This is a genomic window from Microvirga tunisiensis (genome assembly GCF_009296175.1).
Lineage (GTDB): Bacteria > Pseudomonadota > Alphaproteobacteria > Rhizobiales > Beijerinckiaceae > Microvirga > Microvirga tunisiensis.
In genome coordinates, this window is sequence record NZ_VOSK01000170.1 from 1 (window position 1) to 13,907 (window position 13,907).

Sequence of the window (13,907 nt, forward strand, 5' to 3'; positions counted from 1 at the left end):
GCGCATCGCCCCTGGCGCAAAGTGAACGTCACGGATCGCCGGACGGCAAAGGACTTTGCTGTGTGCATGCGCGAGCTTGTGGATGTCGACTTTCCGCAGGCCGAGCGGATCCGGGTGGTGATGGACAATCTGTCGACGCACACGCCCGGGTCGCTCTACGAGGCTTTCCCGGCCGCGGAAGCGCATCGCCTCCTGGAGCGGCTGGAGTTCCACTTCACTCCCAAGCACGCGAGTTGGTTGAACATGGTCGAAATCGAGATCGGGGTGCTCAAGGGCCAGTGCCTGGACCGGCGGATCGACACGCGCGAGGGGCTCGAGCGGGAAATCGCGGCTTGGGAGCGCGAGCGCAACGCCGGCGGCGCACGCATCACCTGGATGTTCACGACCGAAAAGGCCCGGGCCAAAATGAGCCGCGCCTATCCTAAACTCGCCCCTCTCGAGCCACTCGCCAAAGGGTCATAATCACTGTGCCGAGGATCTAGGAGAGAAACGGCAGGATCAGAAGGGCGTCGGGCTCGAGGCCGGCCCGCTCGCACACCTCCTGCGACTTCGCCAGATAAACCTCGGCCATCGCTGTATTCCCGGCATCGAGATTGAGGGTGGCGAGCCCATCGTAGCACGGAACGAGGAGCTGCGGATCTCCGATCCGCTCGGCCAGACTTAAAGCCTCCTTGTAAGCAGCGAGGGCCGAGACGTGATCTCCATGGCATTGGTGGATCTGGCCCAGGACGATCAGTGGCACCGCCAGATGATCGAGAAGCCCGAGCCTGCGATCGAGGTTGATCGCCGATTGCGCCGCCTCGATCCCCTCCACCTCACAGCGGTCCGTCAGCGCGCAATAGGCGACGGCAAGGTTCGCATGGAGGCGCGACTGAAAGCTGAGATCGCCCACCTTCTTCGCAGTCTCGAGCCCTAGGAGGCAGGTCGCGATGCTCCGGCGCGGGTCGAGTGAGCTGTAGAGTACGCCGAGGTTGGCATAACCGCGGCAGGCCGCCTGCAGCAGGTCGTATGACTCGGCGAGCCGGATGCTCTGCTCGATCTGATTGACCGCGTCGTTGAGGCGGCCCGTGTGCGCAAGCGCCACGCCCAACGTGTTGTAGGCCTGCACCCGCGTTGCCGCCGTCTGACGGGCGTGCTCAGGATCCGCTTTGGTCTCTTCCCCTCTCGCCGTCTCAGTGAGCGCACGCTCGGCCCAGACGATAGCGCCCGCGTTGTCGCCGCTCCGAAATGCAAGTCGGCCGAGCTCCTGGAAGAGCTGCGCCCGCTCAATGGGGCTGCCGTCCTCGCCCAACTGCTCGAGGCCCGACGCGAAGCAGGCCGCAGCGCGCTCTCGATCGCCGGCCTCCCAGTGGAGGGCCCCAATCTTGCGGTGCAGGCGAGCAGCGCCTGCGCGATCTGCCGCCATCTCGAGCGCCTGCCGCACCGCCTCATAATGCGTGAGAGCCTCGGCCCGCTGTCCAGTGAGCGCCAAAAGCTCTCCGAGCCGCTCGCGCACCGCCTGCACCTGGCTGTCGCAGGCCTGGCAACCGGCGAGGGTCTGCAGAGCGCGCTGGTAATGGCGGATGGCGTCATCGTTGGCGTAGACCTCGTGCGCCCGGTCGCCCGCAGCCATAAGGTAGCGTGCACCCTTCGGCTTCTCCCGAGCGAGGCTCCAGTGATGGCCTAGCGCTTCGAGGTCGCTCAGTTGCGAAGGATGAGGACCGACGATGCGCTCGAGCGCGCGGCCCGCCCGCTCATGCAGCTCACTCCGGCGGGACAGGAGCAGGTTCTCGTAGACGACCTCGTGTACGAGCGCATGCGTGAATCGGTACCGCCTGCCCGCGCGGCTTTCTCCGATTTCCTGGATCATCTCGAACGCGCCGAGCCGGTCGAGGGCGGTTCCGGTGCTCGCCCTGTCGGTCGCAATAGCATGGAGCAACGCCTCGTCGAACACCATCCCCAGCACGGCGGCCTCTTGGAGCAGTCGCCGGGCATTGGCAGGAAGCCGATCGACGCGGGAGAGAAGGAGCCCGTGCAGCGTGGGCGGAATGTTGACTGCGTCGCAGGCTCCGGTACACGTCCACCATTCGCCTTGGCGGACGAGCACTCCCGTGCTCACCAGGCTCCGGACGATCTCCTCAACAAACAGCGGATTACCCCCGGCCCGCGTCGTGATCAAATGCTGGACCCGAGCGAGAGCGGCCTCGTCGAGCCGGCCGAAAAGACCCGTCACGAGGGCCTGGATCTCTTCAGGAGAAAGCGCCGTGAGCCGGATAATTCTCTGAGATGCCTGGGCGACAAGGGGCGGGGGTGCGTCGGGGCGATGCGAGACTAGCATCATCAAAGGCTGATCGGCCAAGTAGTCGGCAATGTCTCGAAGCAGGTCCACCGATGCTGCGTCGGCCCAGTGGAGATCTTCCACGATCATCAGGACCGGCGTTTGCTGAAGGCGCCGCTCGACCAGCGTGCGCGCGGCCAGCGCAATCTGGCGCTTGAGCTGCTCGGGATTTAAGTCGTGGGGGCGCCCCTCCTCGACCCCGAGCAGATAACTCAGCACCGGCACGATGGCCTCTGTTACCTCGGCCGGTGCTCCGAGCGAGCGGAGGCCTATTGCCAACTTCTGCCGTGCAACATCGAGCGAGTCACCCGGGTTCACCTGGTAGCCCTCGCGGAACAGCGCCGCGAAGACACTGTAGGGTGGCTCACCAAGGGACGAGCAGTCGGCCCGGCGGATGGCTGTGCGGGCCAGCCGGCCAGTATCCTCAAGCCGCCTCAGGAACTCTGTGATCAGCCGCGACTTGCCGGTGCCGGCCTCGCCAATGAGGCTGACGACCTGTGCCCGGCTCCGCTGCATCTGGTCGAAGGCCGCGAGGAGCTGCTCCAGCTCTTCGCTACGCCCGACCATCGGAGAGACAAGCCCGTAAGCGGCAAGCCCGCGCGCCGATTGCGGTTCGGCGAGCACGCCGAGCAGGCGGTGAACCACCACCGGTCCGGCCTTGCCGCGCAGAGCCAGTTCGCCGGCCGGCTCGAACGCGAAGCCATGCCTGGTGAGGGCATGGGTGGCGTGCGATACCAGGATTGTCCCCGGCGCTGCCGCCCCAACAAGACGGGAGGCCGTGTTCACCGCATCGCCTGTCACGTCATAGGCTGCACTGGCGGCATCGCCGAGGCTGCCGGCCACGACTGGCCCGGTATGCACGGCGATGTGCAGGGTCACCGGCTGGCCGAGGCGCCCCTCCCACTGATTGCTCAGCACCGCACCGCGGGCCAGCATATCGAGCGCCGCGTGGAGAGCCCGCGCTGGATCGTCCTCGTGAGCGGCCGGGGCCCCGAAGAAGGCAAGGACGGCATCGCCGAGGAATTTCGCGACAAAGCCGTCATAGCGGGCGATTGCCTGGCTGAGGGACTCAAATAGCGCGTTCTGAAACGCGCGCACCTCCTCAGGATCGAGGCGCTCGGACAGGGTAGTAAATCCCGAGAGGTCGCCGAACAACACGGTCACCTGGCGGCGGTCCACTTCCCGGCACGGGGTATCCGTTCTCGCTGCCGGAAAGGTTTCCGTCGGCTCGACCGCGGTCGGCGCGCAGCCCACGGGTGTTACTTTAGCTCTCCTAGAATCCGCTGGGACGGAGCCCGTATCCCTGGCCACCCCGCAACGAGGGCAGAATGCGAAATCAGGCTCGCACGAGAAGCCGCACGCCGCGCAGGGCGTTGGCTGTCGGCGACCGCACCGCGGGCAGAAGGCGACCTCCGATAATAGCTCGAAACCACAGCCGACGCACGTCATCGAAAGACCCGTAGCTTGGAAAGCGGCCCTTACCACAGCAGTCAGGTGTCGGACGTCTCCAGGTGCTCGATGTTAGCACGTGGGCTGGCCAATCGTATGCACTGAGCCCACGAGAAGGGCGGCTTTGGATCAGACTCTGAAGATCCCCTGCCCTTCGGGAGGGGCAGCTTAGGCACGGAGAGCGGACCAAAGCGTTACTTCCGCGACATGCCAATTCCAGCAATTACTGTTCCAGGGTCAATAATCTTGGTGGGCTGTCGAAATCGGCCGAGAACGCCCTACCTGTAGATGTTCGCCGCCGGCCTGAGGACAATGATTCCGATGGCCCCTCCTCGCGGGTGGAGCTGTGTTTCTGCCGAGGCGTCGCGGTGGTAGCCCAGATTGCCTCTGTGAGAGGCGATTGGTGCAAAGGACGATGAACTCCGATGACGGTTGCCGCTCTTCCCTCCAGCAGTCCCCTGCTCCGGTCCAGCTTTCAGGAGCTCGCCACCGTCAGTCAAGCCATCCTGGATGCCATGCCCACGGCCCTGTATGTCTGCTCGGCAGATGGGGCCATCCTGCGCTACAATCGGCGGGCCGCCGAATTGTGGGGTCGCAAGCCCCGCCCGGGCGAGACCGACGAACGTTACTGCGGCTCCTTTCGGCTCTACCACCTGGACGGACGCCCGCTTGCTCATGCCGACACCCTAATGGCGCAAGTCCTGCGCACCGGCGAGCCCGCCCATGGGCTCGAGGTCCTGATCGAACTGCCGGATGGAAGCCGCCGCACCGTGCTGGTGCAGATCGAGCCGCTGCTGAATGACCAAGGCGGTGTTCTTGGCGCGATCAACTGCTTCCAGGACATCTCCGACCGGAAAGTCCTCGAGCTCAAGCTGCGTCAGAGCCGGCAGGATCTTGAGGACTTCTTCGAGAACGGCGCCGTGGGGCTCCACCTGGTGGCCGCGGATGGCACCATCCTGCGCGCCAACCGGGCTGAGCTTGACCTCCTCGGCTATACGGCGGACGAATATATCGGCCGGCCGATCGCCGACTTCCATGCCGATGCTCCCGTCATCAGGGACATCCTCCAGCGCCTCTCCCGGGGCGAGACGTTGGACCGGTATCCGGCCCGCCTGAAGGCCAAGGGCGGCTCGATCCGGCATGTCTTGATCACGTCCAACGTGCACTTCCGCAATGGTGAGTTCCACAACACGCGCTGCTTTACGGTCGATGTGACCGACCAGCACCGAGCCGACGAGGCCCTGCGGGACAGCCAGCAGCGGCTGGCTGTGACCTACGACCAAGCTCCCATCGGCATTGCCGAGATGGACGCGGCCGGGCGCTTTGTCCGTGTCAACGCAGCTCTCTCGGCCATCATCGGCTACGCGCCCGAGGAGCTTGTGGGGCGATCCTTCCTTGAGCTGACCCACCCTGAGGACAGGGACAATGATGCAGAGCAGTACGCGCGACAGGTGCGAGGCGAGATCGCCCATTACTCGATCCAGAAGCGCTTCCTGCGCCGGGATGGTGGTATTTTCTTCGTGAATGTCCTCAGCTCGTCCGTGCTCGACCAGCAGGGGCAGTTCCGGTACGGCGTGCGCGTGGTCCAGGACGTGACGGAGCAACGACAAGCAGAGGAGCGACTGCGCGAGAGCGAACGTCACGTTCGTGAACTCCTGGAGGCGCTGCCGGCCGCAATCTACACCACTGATGCCGCAGGCCGGATCACCTACTACAACCAAGCCGCCGTCGAGTTCTCCGGGAGGAGGCCTATCCTGGGCAGTGATGAGTGGTGCGTGACCTGGCGCCTCTTCACGCCGGACGGTACCCTGCTGCCGCATGATCAATGCCCGATGGCTGTCGCCTTGAAGGAAGGTCGCGCTGTTCGCGGGGCAGAGGCGATTGCCGAGCGCCCAGACGGCACTCGCGTTCCGTTCATTCCGTTCCCGACGCCGCTGCGCGATGCTTCTGGCAGGGTCATCGGCGCGATCAACATGCTGGTGGACATCACGGAACGAAAGCAGGCGGAGGAGCATCAGAGGGTGCTGATCGACGAGCTGAACCACCGGGTGAAGAATACGCTGGCCACCGTTCAGTCGATTGCGACCCAAACCATCCGGACCTCACCCGCCATCGTGACCTTCTCCGGGAACTTCGAGGCTCGCCTCCTGTCGCTGAGAAGGCGCACGAGCTGCTAACACGTCAGGCGTGGACGGGCATCAATTTGCGCGACATCATCTGTCAGGAACTGGAGCCCTACGACGACGGCTCTGCCACGCGTGTTCGGCTGAAAGGCCCAGACCTTACTCTGGAGCCTCGGGTGGGCCTCGCCCTTAGCCTGGTCCTGCACGAGCTCACCACCAACGCCGCCAAGTACGGTGCCCTGTCGACCGAGCAGGGTCTCGTCACCGTGCGCTGGAGCGCTTCAGAGTCCGGCCTTCCCGATGTCCTTCGGATCGACTGGATGGAAAGCGGCGGCCCCGCAGTCAGGCCACCTGCCAACCCCAGCTTCGGCACCCGCCTGATCGAGCGCAGCATGACCAAGGATCTTCAAGGCATGGCCACGCTCGATTTCGATCCCGCAGGCCTGCGTTGCATCCTCGAGTTGCCGCTCAATCAGCTCTGAGGCCGTCGATGTCCGTGCTGAGTGGATTGCGCCTGCTCCTGGTGGAAGATGAGAGCCATGTGGCCATGCTGATTGAGGACATGTTGGTCGACATGGGCTGCGATGTGGTGGCAAGCGCGGCCAGAGTTTCAGAGGCCTTAAGGCTGATTGACGCGACGGACATCGATGCCGCCGTGCTGGATGTCAATGTGGCCGGCGAGAAAGTCTTTCCAGTGGCCGAGAAGCTCCGGGAGCGGGCGATCCCTTTCGTATTTGCAACTGGCTACGGGGCTGAAGGGGTGCGCGAGGATTTGCGTGCTCAGCCTGTCATCGCCAAGCCGTTTCCGCAGTCACAACTCGAAAAGGCCTTGATTAAGGTGGTCAGCCGCGATGACGGGAACACGCCTGCTCCTCCCGTGAGCGACATCCGTTCCAATGACCCGTGAGGTTGCTGTCGGCGTGCTCTGTCTCGTCATGCGGGAGCTTGGGCACCCATTTCAGGTCGATGATCGAGGACGTGCGCGAGGAGGTAGCGCACCGCAGGCCCGGCACGCTTCCGGAAAATGTGACCGTCCCGACGGCTCTGTCGCGCCTCCGCGACGCTCAGGAGAGTTCCGGCGGGGCGCCGGGAGTGCAGACTAGTTTGACGCCAGCATCTCGTCTAACCAGTCTTTGCTGGCATCGTAGATGTCCGCGGCGTGCTTGCGGGCGGTCTCGATGTCGTCCATGCCGCCGATGGTGCGGTGCTCCCGGGCGCGATGGCGACCGCGAAGTCGCAGCTGTCCACCTGGGCCTCGAGCTCCTGCAGGGCGGAGCGCGTCGCGCGGAACACGCCGTCGGTCCAGAGGATCGGCAGGAAGTTGTCGTGCGCGAACGCCTCAAGTGGGATGACATGCACTGCTCGACCTTCAGCATCGACAATCTCCAACCGCCATCCTCACCACTCATTCAGAATGAACATGCCGAGGTGGTTCATGAGCCGAGAGGATCGGCTCATGAACGCTTGGCACCTCTGCCTTGTCGATAAATCCGCTTAGCTAGTGTGCTCGCATCTTCCTTGGCCTTGTCCGCAAGCTCACGCCTGATATCACTGAGGCAGCCAAGCGCCTGCTGACAGTCAGAGCAGTGAACAACTGAGGTATCATGAGACTTCGTGGGCACGAGGGCACGTGTGGATCCGCAGACCGAACAAAGGTAGCTCAGGCTGACCGTGTCATTCGTCACTGCGTGTCGAGTCCTTGTGTTCACTTAATTGGCGAACGCTAGAGAGGCCGACGGCTAGTTTGTCTTGAAACCCGCTGGCGTGAGGAGAGGATGGAAGGTTGGCTCATCCTGCGGCTTGGACACAGCGACAGCGGAGGATCCAAACTTCGGCAGGATGGGCGCCGCGATGACACCTGCGACGAAGGCGAATGCTGCAATGGCAAGCCCCACCCGTCCATAGGCAGCCACCAGATCCTTGCGCGTCATGCGAAGCCTTGAACTCGTTGAGACTATGCGGACCGTAACCGTTTCCAAGGGATTAGCAAGTGTCCGTGCCTGCTGGGCGCCCCTCTCGCGCCCGGCTCTCTCCCCATTACTACGGGTTTTTATAACGAATGCGCGTGGCTTTGAATCGTTTGCTCAGAGTGCGAGGAAAGGCCCCATGTCCAATCTGGACATTTGATTCAAACATCCAGGCACTCGTTTCGAAACCAAGTGCAACGGATTCATGCTTTTGAGGGGCTTGCTGCGGCGGGCGCTGGCAGGATTGGATGCCTCGACCGTGACAATGGGTGCTCCGGGAAAGGAAAACCCGCTGGCTTGCGCTAGCGGGCTCTCGTTTAGGATTGATGTCTATTGTGATGGGCGGATGATGAACTGCCCCTAACCGACGCACCGGCAACAGTACTGCCTCTGCCTCTCGATCATCTTGATCCTGTTCTCGACGAGGTCAGCCAGCACGCTGTTCGGGGTGAGTGCGCGAAGGTCAGTGACGGCTTCCTTCAATTCGTCCAAGGTTGCACCATCAATAAGATTTTTCTCGGCAATCAATAGGGCTTTGTCAAACTGCATCGCCAAATGCTCCGTGCTGAGACGATCCGAGCAATGGAGCCGCCGAATGGGGCGCTCCTATGTTTCCCCTGCACGCATTTCGAGGCACAGGCCCCCATACGCATTGGTAACAGACACAATCTTGTGAGGCAGTTGAATAGCCTTATTCTTATGCGACTTGGAACGCCCGACGGGCTCTCTCGCGAATCTCGTCGAGTTCGTCTTGCAGGGAATTGAGCTGCCCTTCCACTTCTTCGAATGAGGAGCACTCCGGCGTGATGAATAGGCGACCATCCTCGCCCCGGGTGTAGCGCAGAAGGGCCACCCTGAGTGAAGCCGGGTTGTCTGGTGTTCCTGGCTGGATGTCTAACTCAAAGGCTCCGAACACGTGCATGGACTCGTCTCCTCGTGGCTTTAGTTCCGTACCAGTTCCGAACCGCTTCCGGATCGGTACCCACGCCTGCTGCCCTACTCGCTGTTCTCGACAGCCCCAATAGCGGCGGTTCCGATCGCTTCCATGATTTGGTTCTGCGTCTCCGGGTCGATACGTGCCCACCACTCGCGGAAGCCTTGCCGCGTCTCCGATTCGGCAAGAACAGCGTTGGCAACCTCTCGGGTCTTATCCATCTCGTGCCTCCACTATGGCGGTGAACGCCGTGTTTTAACTCCACGTAGGCTCGCTGAGCGTAACCGCATCCCCGTCCGCGTCAGCGGATGGCGGGGTGTGTGAAGTGGTTCAATTGCGCCGGGATTTCTCCCCAGAAAGGAAGTCGACAAGCTCACTGGCGATCTGGGTATTGATCCTGTCCTTCTCGGCATCATCCATGTTCTCGATGGCCTCTGATATGAAACGAGTGACCGCCTCGAACTCGTCCACCACCATCTCATAGGGTGGTTCCAGACCCCGGAGAGTGAACTCGCACTCGATGTCCGCCCTTTGAGGGTTGCGGAATTCATGGGGGTTGGTGACCCAAGCGCGCATGAGGGCGACCCATTCCCCACGGAGCTGGTCTGTGGGGACCTTCTCGAGGCTCCTCCCCCGGCTGGCATAATCCTGAACCAACTGCATTCGGCCTTCGGCAAGCCAGGAGTGAAATCCGGCCTTAACCTCATTGCCGTTCACATTGATTCCCCTTGCTGTTCAGGTCAGTTGATCTTCTTGGCTGCTGTCGTGGAGGATGGTGGTGTCTCCACCTTCCGCGAGGCCTCCAACATTATCTTCACACCGCCAAATAGCTTCTGGATGACCGTCTCCGCGTACGGTAGCCCTGCATCGAATGCGCCTCGGTTCGTCTCCAAGAGACCATCGAGCATTTCTCCAAGGATTGTCTCGAGACGGTTCCTGACTCCGTCCAGCGTCAATCCATGATGACGCGCCGCCACTGCTTCCAAGTTTCCGGCGACGTTCAGAATGAGGTGCTCAAGCACGAGGATCCGAGCTGTGACATTCTCCGGGGTGAATGGTCCCTGGTTGAAGGGAATGCCTGTTTGGTCGCTCATCGTGTGTCCCCGTTACTGCATCCGGTCTGCGCGGCTGGCCTGCTGGCGAGCTTCCCGGCTCTCCTTGACCTTGTTGAAGACGACCTTGAACACAGCGTCGGCATACTCCGCGCTGACGCTCGTAATGGCTTCAGACCCCAGCCGTGCCACTCCCTGGACGGTGGTGTCGCGAAGGAGGTTGAGATGCTTCTCGATAGCAGCGTCAGTCAGTCCCTGGGCGTCCGCAATCATGCCGAGCAAGACGACTGCGTTGTTGATGGCCAGTGTCTCTAGGACACTGAGGCGGGCAAGGGCCTGCTCTCTGGTGAACGGAAGTTGTTCGGCAGGTGCTTGAGCCTGGGATGGACGGGGTGTCTGATCAGACATGAACTCTTTCCTGTGGTTGGCCTGTCTCGTGAATAGCGAAGCCTCACCCCTGCCTGCGTCAGCAACGGCAGGGTGTGGTATGCTCTGGCAGCCGGAAACTTTCGGCGTGAGAGGATCCTGAAGCCTCGGAGGGCTATGCCATGGCGCACCGCGAACAGCACAGTACCCGGGAAGCGAAAAAGCCAAAGAAGGACAAGCCCAAAGGGGGCACGGGAGCCCAGCCCAACAGGTGGGCCGTCAGCGAGGCGCTAGAGGGGAAAGACGACTCGAAGCGCTAGGCGTCGATCCTTAGCCAGCCCAAGTGGCCTGTGCGACAGCCAGCACTTTGATGGCGACACGGCCGGCAAGAACCGCAAGCTGTGCGCCTTCTGGTGTAGGGGCGAACGACTGGAGAGGAGTGATGTCGTCCACGCCTCCGACAACGACCAGGATGAGCGGCGCGGCTGGCTTCCCGGCTTCTTGGGCAACAGAGACGGACAGGCTCCCTACGCTCCCGAGGAACTGCTTTTCTTCGAGGGCGTGAATGTCCGTGCTAAGTGGGAAATGCAGGGTGTTGGGCATTGCTGGCGCTCTCGTCTATCGGATCGATGGGTCGTTACTGCCCATAAGTCTTCATGAATTCTGCCGTCAGAGCTCGCTCGAGCTCCCATGTCAGGGGGATCAGGTTGGCTCTGTTCCACGCCCGCTGAGCCTGCTGAACGAAGCGTTTCCCTTTACGCTTGATCTCGTTTGGAAGGTGGACCGCCAAAGGGGCAAAGCTTCGACGCAGTTGAACCTCCGTCCTCTTCCTGGACGGGAGGGCAGCCTCCGCCGCTTCAGCGGCGGCTATGTCGTCTGGCGTCGGATCTGGATGGCGCACGTATGCATCTTCTTCCAATCGGCTGAAGGCGTCCTGCTGAGCCGTATAGTACTCTCTTAGGCCGGGGGCGTGGTCCAGGATAAAAGCCTCAAGGGCTTCATCTCTGCCCTCTTGCTCATGGCTGACCCACAGAGCCAGATTGGCTGACTTCTTTGGCATGTGCCGAGGCTCCTTATGCCTTGCTGTCACTGCTGGCGTTCTGGATCTCGGCTCCCCCGAGCCAGGTCCGAACTTCCTCCAGGTTGCGGAAGGTGTGCTCCATCTCGGTGAACGGCTTGGGCCTTTCCTCTGGAGCCGGATCTGCCAACAGCTCAACTGTCCAGACCGTGTTATGGGTGTCGCCATTGCTGATCAAGCTGGCGATAATTACGCCATCCAGCAGCACGTCATAGCTGCCGGCGGCGAGCCGGAAGAGCTTGTAAGTCACAGTAGACCCCAGCAAAGAGAAGCGCCCGCTGAAGTTAGAGGCGCTTCATGTACGTCCAAGCGAGGACCGGTCCCCACCCCTCCACACCTGGACAGCGTGAGAATGCCTCAAGTGTTGCACGGTGGCTGTCCCCAGGAAGGCACACAGGCTCAATGAGACGATCGGGAAGGTAGACGACGGGCGATCCTGGGCAGCTCTCCTCCCGCGAACCGGCAGTGACGCCGGAAAGTCTCAGCTCCCTGTGAAATCCACCCGGCGCGACATGACCCATAGGGAGCATGTCGGCGAGGTCATCGCCTGTCTGGGCCTCCGCACCATCCGCCAGGTCGATTACAGGGCCGCCATCATTGCGGTGCTACGGCTGCGGTCGCGACGAATATGGGCGAGCCCATCGTACGGGCCATTATCGATGACCTGAAGGTCCGCCGCGTCATTGTCCCAGCCGCCCCTCTCTGGGCGAGCGTGTACTCGTGGCCTTCTCAGGCGAGGAAGACCATCGCAGACCGCCCAAAATTGGGATTGCTGTTGCCCTTGCCGGAACGTCCAGGGACCCCTATAGTTATAACACTGGTTATGACAGAAAGGAGGTTCCTATGTCTGCCGTGCTCAAGCTTAAGCTGACCCAAGTCGGCAACTCTGTCGGGACGACCTTCACTAAAGAGGCGCTTGCTCGTCTGAAGGTCGACAAGGGCGATACCCTGTTTCTGACGGAAAGCCCTGATGGTTATCGCCTGACCCCATATGATCCGGAGTTCGAAGGCCAGATGGATGCTGCTCGCCGCATTATGCGGAAGCGCCGCAATGCTCTGAGAGAGCTTGCGAAATAAATGGCGCCAACTTGGATCCTCAAATCCACCGTGCTCGCCCTGCATGATGAGCAGATCGCCGAGCACGGTGGCCTCCCCGGGATCAAGGACGAAGGACTGCTGGAATCCGCCCTCGCCCGCCCGGAGAACCTCCACGCCTATGGCACCCCTGACATCATAGAACTTGCTGCGGCTTACGGCTTCGGCATCGCCCGGAACCATGCCTTCGTGGATGGCAACAAGCGGACGTCTATGGTCGTGACGGAACTGTTCCTGGACCTCAATGGCCAGGAACTGACGGCTACTGATGCCGAAGTGGTTCGTGTCTGGATGGCCCTGGCCGATAGCCAGAGTGATATGACCGAGGCGAAGTTCACCGAGTGGCTCCGAGAGAAGGTAGTCGAGTATCAACCGACCATTGTGTACCCGGACGACCCGCGGGAATAAGCGAGCCTGCCTCCATGAGTGAGTTGCGTAAGAGGCTGGTGAGCAATTTTATTGCTCGGGGCAAGTCGTTGATTCAACATAGGTTTGATGCTGGGCCGCGGAGGCGGATGCGGGCTGTTTCACCATTGGGGAGCCCGTGCCATGGAGGTCTGTTCTTGCACCAGCGATCTCACCAATGCGGAATGGGCGCTGCTTGAGCCGCTGATCCCCCGCAGCCATCCGGCCGGGCGGCGACAGGTTTACCCGCTCCGCCGCATCGTTGATGCGATCTTCTATCTGCTGCGCACCGGAGCCCAGTGGCGAATGCTGCCGCACGAGTATCCACCGTGTGGTGCCGTCTTCTATCACTATGCCCAGTGGCGCGAGAACGGCACATGGGAGCAGGTCACGCGCGTGTTGCGCGAGAGCTACCGCCGCACGATCGGCCGGGCTCCTCAGCCGAGTGCGGCCATCATCGATAGCCAGTCGGTCAAGACCTCTGAGATGGGTGGACCGCGTGGCTATGATGGCGCCAAAAAGGTGAAGGGCCGCAAGCGTCATCTGCTCGTTGATACGCAAGGCAATCTGCTGAAGAACAAGGTGCGGCCTACCGACATCCACGACCGCGTCGGAGCCGAGACTTTGTTGTCGGGCCTGCAGCATCTGTTTCCGGCCATTGAGTTGATGTGGGCGGACACGGCTTATCGCGGGCTGAAGGACTGGCTCCAGAAGGCATTGGGCTGGAGATTATCCATCCCGCAGCAGTGGTGGACCGGCGGCGTCTGGACACGGATTGGCGCGGAGCCGCCGACGCGCCCGAGCGGCTTTCAGGTGCTCGCACGAAGATGGGTGGTGGAGCGAACGACCGGCTGGCTCACCACCAATCGGCGGCTCGCCAAGGACTATGAGCGCTTCGTCGAAACCGGCGAGATGCTGCTCTATCTCGCGATGAGCCGCATCCTCCTGCGCCGCCTCACCCGCAAAGGCGAACGATAATTGCTCACCAGCCTCTTAGTACTACTGTGTCATAAACTCACGAGGCGAGCTATAGTCGGGAGATCCATCATGCGGAGGCGTGTGATGAACCTTCCTATCCCATCAGAGACGCGCGAGGCGCGGTTTGCCGCCTATGTTGATGC

Annotated in this window: 16 protein-coding genes and 2 pseudogenes; 6 read left to right on the forward strand and 12 right to left on the reverse strand. The window is 62.0% G+C overall.

Translation table 11 applies throughout. The features are described from left to right. Window positions 1-462: transposase (locus tag FS320_RS27375; RefSeq protein WP_192926348.1), on the forward strand; the 462-nt coding region annotated here is incomplete at its 5' end. Window positions 463-478: 16 nt separating this feature from the next. Here FS320_RS27375 and FS320_RS27380 read toward each other — a convergent pair. Both FS320_RS27380 and FS320_RS50910 read right to left on the reverse strand, forming a co-directional pair. Further along, complete coding sequence (locus FS320_RS27380) at window positions 479-3,481, reverse strand: adenylate/guanylate cyclase domain-containing protein (protein WP_162003282.1); 3,003 nt, start codon at window positions 3,479-3,481, stop codon at window positions 479-481. A 159-nt stretch (window positions 3,482-3,640) separates the two neighbouring features. Further along, window positions 3,641-3,766: pseudogene (locus FS320_RS50910) on the reverse strand (double zinc ribbon domain-containing protein); the annotation flags it as partial. A gap of 425 nt (window positions 3,767-4,191) precedes the next feature. On the opposite strand from FS320_RS50910, the pseudogene FS320_RS27385 reads away from it, so the two are divergent. Together FS320_RS27385 and FS320_RS27395 are read left to right on the forward strand one after the other, a co-directional pair. Then, a pseudogene (locus FS320_RS27385) lies at window positions 4,192-6,371 on the forward strand (PAS domain-containing sensor histidine kinase). Between the two features lie 8 nt (window positions 6,372-6,379). Further along, window positions 6,380-6,796 (forward strand): response regulator, encoded by a 417-nt coding sequence (locus FS320_RS27395; protein ID WP_152715297.1) that lies wholly within the window; start codon window positions 6,380-6,382, stop codon window positions 6,794-6,796. Window positions 6,797-7,628: 832 nt separating this feature from the next. On the opposite strand, the gene FS320_RS27400 is transcribed toward FS320_RS27395, so the two are convergent. The 10 genes from FS320_RS27400 to FS320_RS27440 form a co-directional block, all read right to left on the reverse strand. Beyond that, on the reverse strand, window positions 7,629-7,820 hold the full coding sequence (locus FS320_RS27400) for a hypothetical protein (protein WP_152715299.1): 192 nt from the start codon (window positions 7,818-7,820) through the stop codon (window positions 7,629-7,631). A gap of 396 nt (window positions 7,821-8,216) precedes the next feature. Beyond that, window positions 8,217-8,405, reverse strand: coding sequence for a hypothetical protein (locus FS320_RS27405; RefSeq protein WP_152715300.1), 189 nt, complete (start codon window positions 8,403-8,405; stop codon window positions 8,217-8,219). A gap of 148 nt (window positions 8,406-8,553) precedes the next feature. After that, the gene (locus tag FS320_RS27410) at window positions 8,554-8,778 is read right to left on the reverse strand and encodes a hypothetical protein (protein WP_152715302.1); all 225 of its coding nucleotides are present in this window, start codon (window positions 8,776-8,778) and stop codon (window positions 8,554-8,556) included. A gap of 74 nt (window positions 8,779-8,852) precedes the next feature. Continuing rightward, on the reverse strand, window positions 8,853-9,011 hold the full coding sequence (locus FS320_RS45310; RefSeq protein ID WP_153885335.1) for a hypothetical protein: 159 nt from the start codon (window positions 9,009-9,011) through the stop codon (window positions 8,853-8,855). Window positions 9,012-9,120: 109 nt separating this feature from the next. Continuing rightward, window positions 9,121-9,453: a hypothetical protein gene (locus tag FS320_RS27415; RefSeq protein ID WP_152715304.1), complete on the reverse strand. Its 333-nt coding sequence runs from the start codon at window positions 9,451-9,453 to the stop codon at window positions 9,121-9,123. Between the two features lie 77 nt (window positions 9,454-9,530). Further along, a complete protein-coding gene (locus tag FS320_RS27420) occupies window positions 9,531-9,884 on the reverse strand; it encodes a hypothetical protein (protein ID WP_152715306.1) in 354 nt (117 codons plus the stop codon). A gap of 12 nt (window positions 9,885-9,896) precedes the next feature. Then, window positions 9,897-10,250, reverse strand: a complete 354-nt coding sequence (locus FS320_RS27425; RefSeq protein WP_152715308.1) for a hypothetical protein — start codon at window positions 10,248-10,250, stop codon at window positions 9,897-9,899. A 288-nt stretch (window positions 10,251-10,538) separates the two neighbouring features. After that, window positions 10,539-10,811: a hypothetical protein gene (locus tag FS320_RS27430; RefSeq protein ID WP_152715310.1), complete on the reverse strand. Its 273-nt coding sequence runs from the start codon at window positions 10,809-10,811 to the stop codon at window positions 10,539-10,541. A 34-nt stretch (window positions 10,812-10,845) separates the two neighbouring features. Continuing rightward, the gene (locus FS320_RS27435; protein ID WP_152715312.1) at window positions 10,846-11,268 is read right to left on the reverse strand and encodes a hypothetical protein; all 423 of its coding nucleotides are present in this window, start codon (window positions 11,266-11,268) and stop codon (window positions 10,846-10,848) included. A gap of 13 nt (window positions 11,269-11,281) precedes the next feature. Then, window positions 11,282-11,536 (reverse strand): hypothetical protein, encoded by a 255-nt coding sequence (locus FS320_RS27440; protein WP_162003283.1) that lies wholly within the window; start codon window positions 11,534-11,536, stop codon window positions 11,282-11,284. Between the two features lie 593 nt (window positions 11,537-12,129). On the opposite strand from FS320_RS27440, the gene FS320_RS27445 reads away from it, so the two are divergent. From FS320_RS27445 to FS320_RS27455, 3 genes are all read left to right on the forward strand, one after another. Continuing rightward, complete coding sequence (locus FS320_RS27445) at window positions 12,130-12,363, forward strand: AbrB/MazE/SpoVT family DNA-binding domain-containing protein (RefSeq protein WP_152715314.1); 234 nt, start codon at window positions 12,130-12,132, stop codon at window positions 12,361-12,363. Next, complete coding sequence (locus tag FS320_RS27450; protein WP_152715316.1) at window positions 12,364-12,789, forward strand: type II toxin-antitoxin system death-on-curing family toxin; 426 nt, start codon at window positions 12,364-12,366, stop codon at window positions 12,787-12,789. A gap of 141 nt (window positions 12,790-12,930) precedes the next feature. Further along, on the forward strand, window positions 12,931-13,764 hold the full coding sequence (locus tag FS320_RS27455) for an IS5 family transposase (RefSeq protein ID WP_152715318.1): 834 nt from the start codon (window positions 12,931-12,933) through the stop codon (window positions 13,762-13,764). Window positions 13,765-13,907 lie beyond the last annotated feature (143 nt).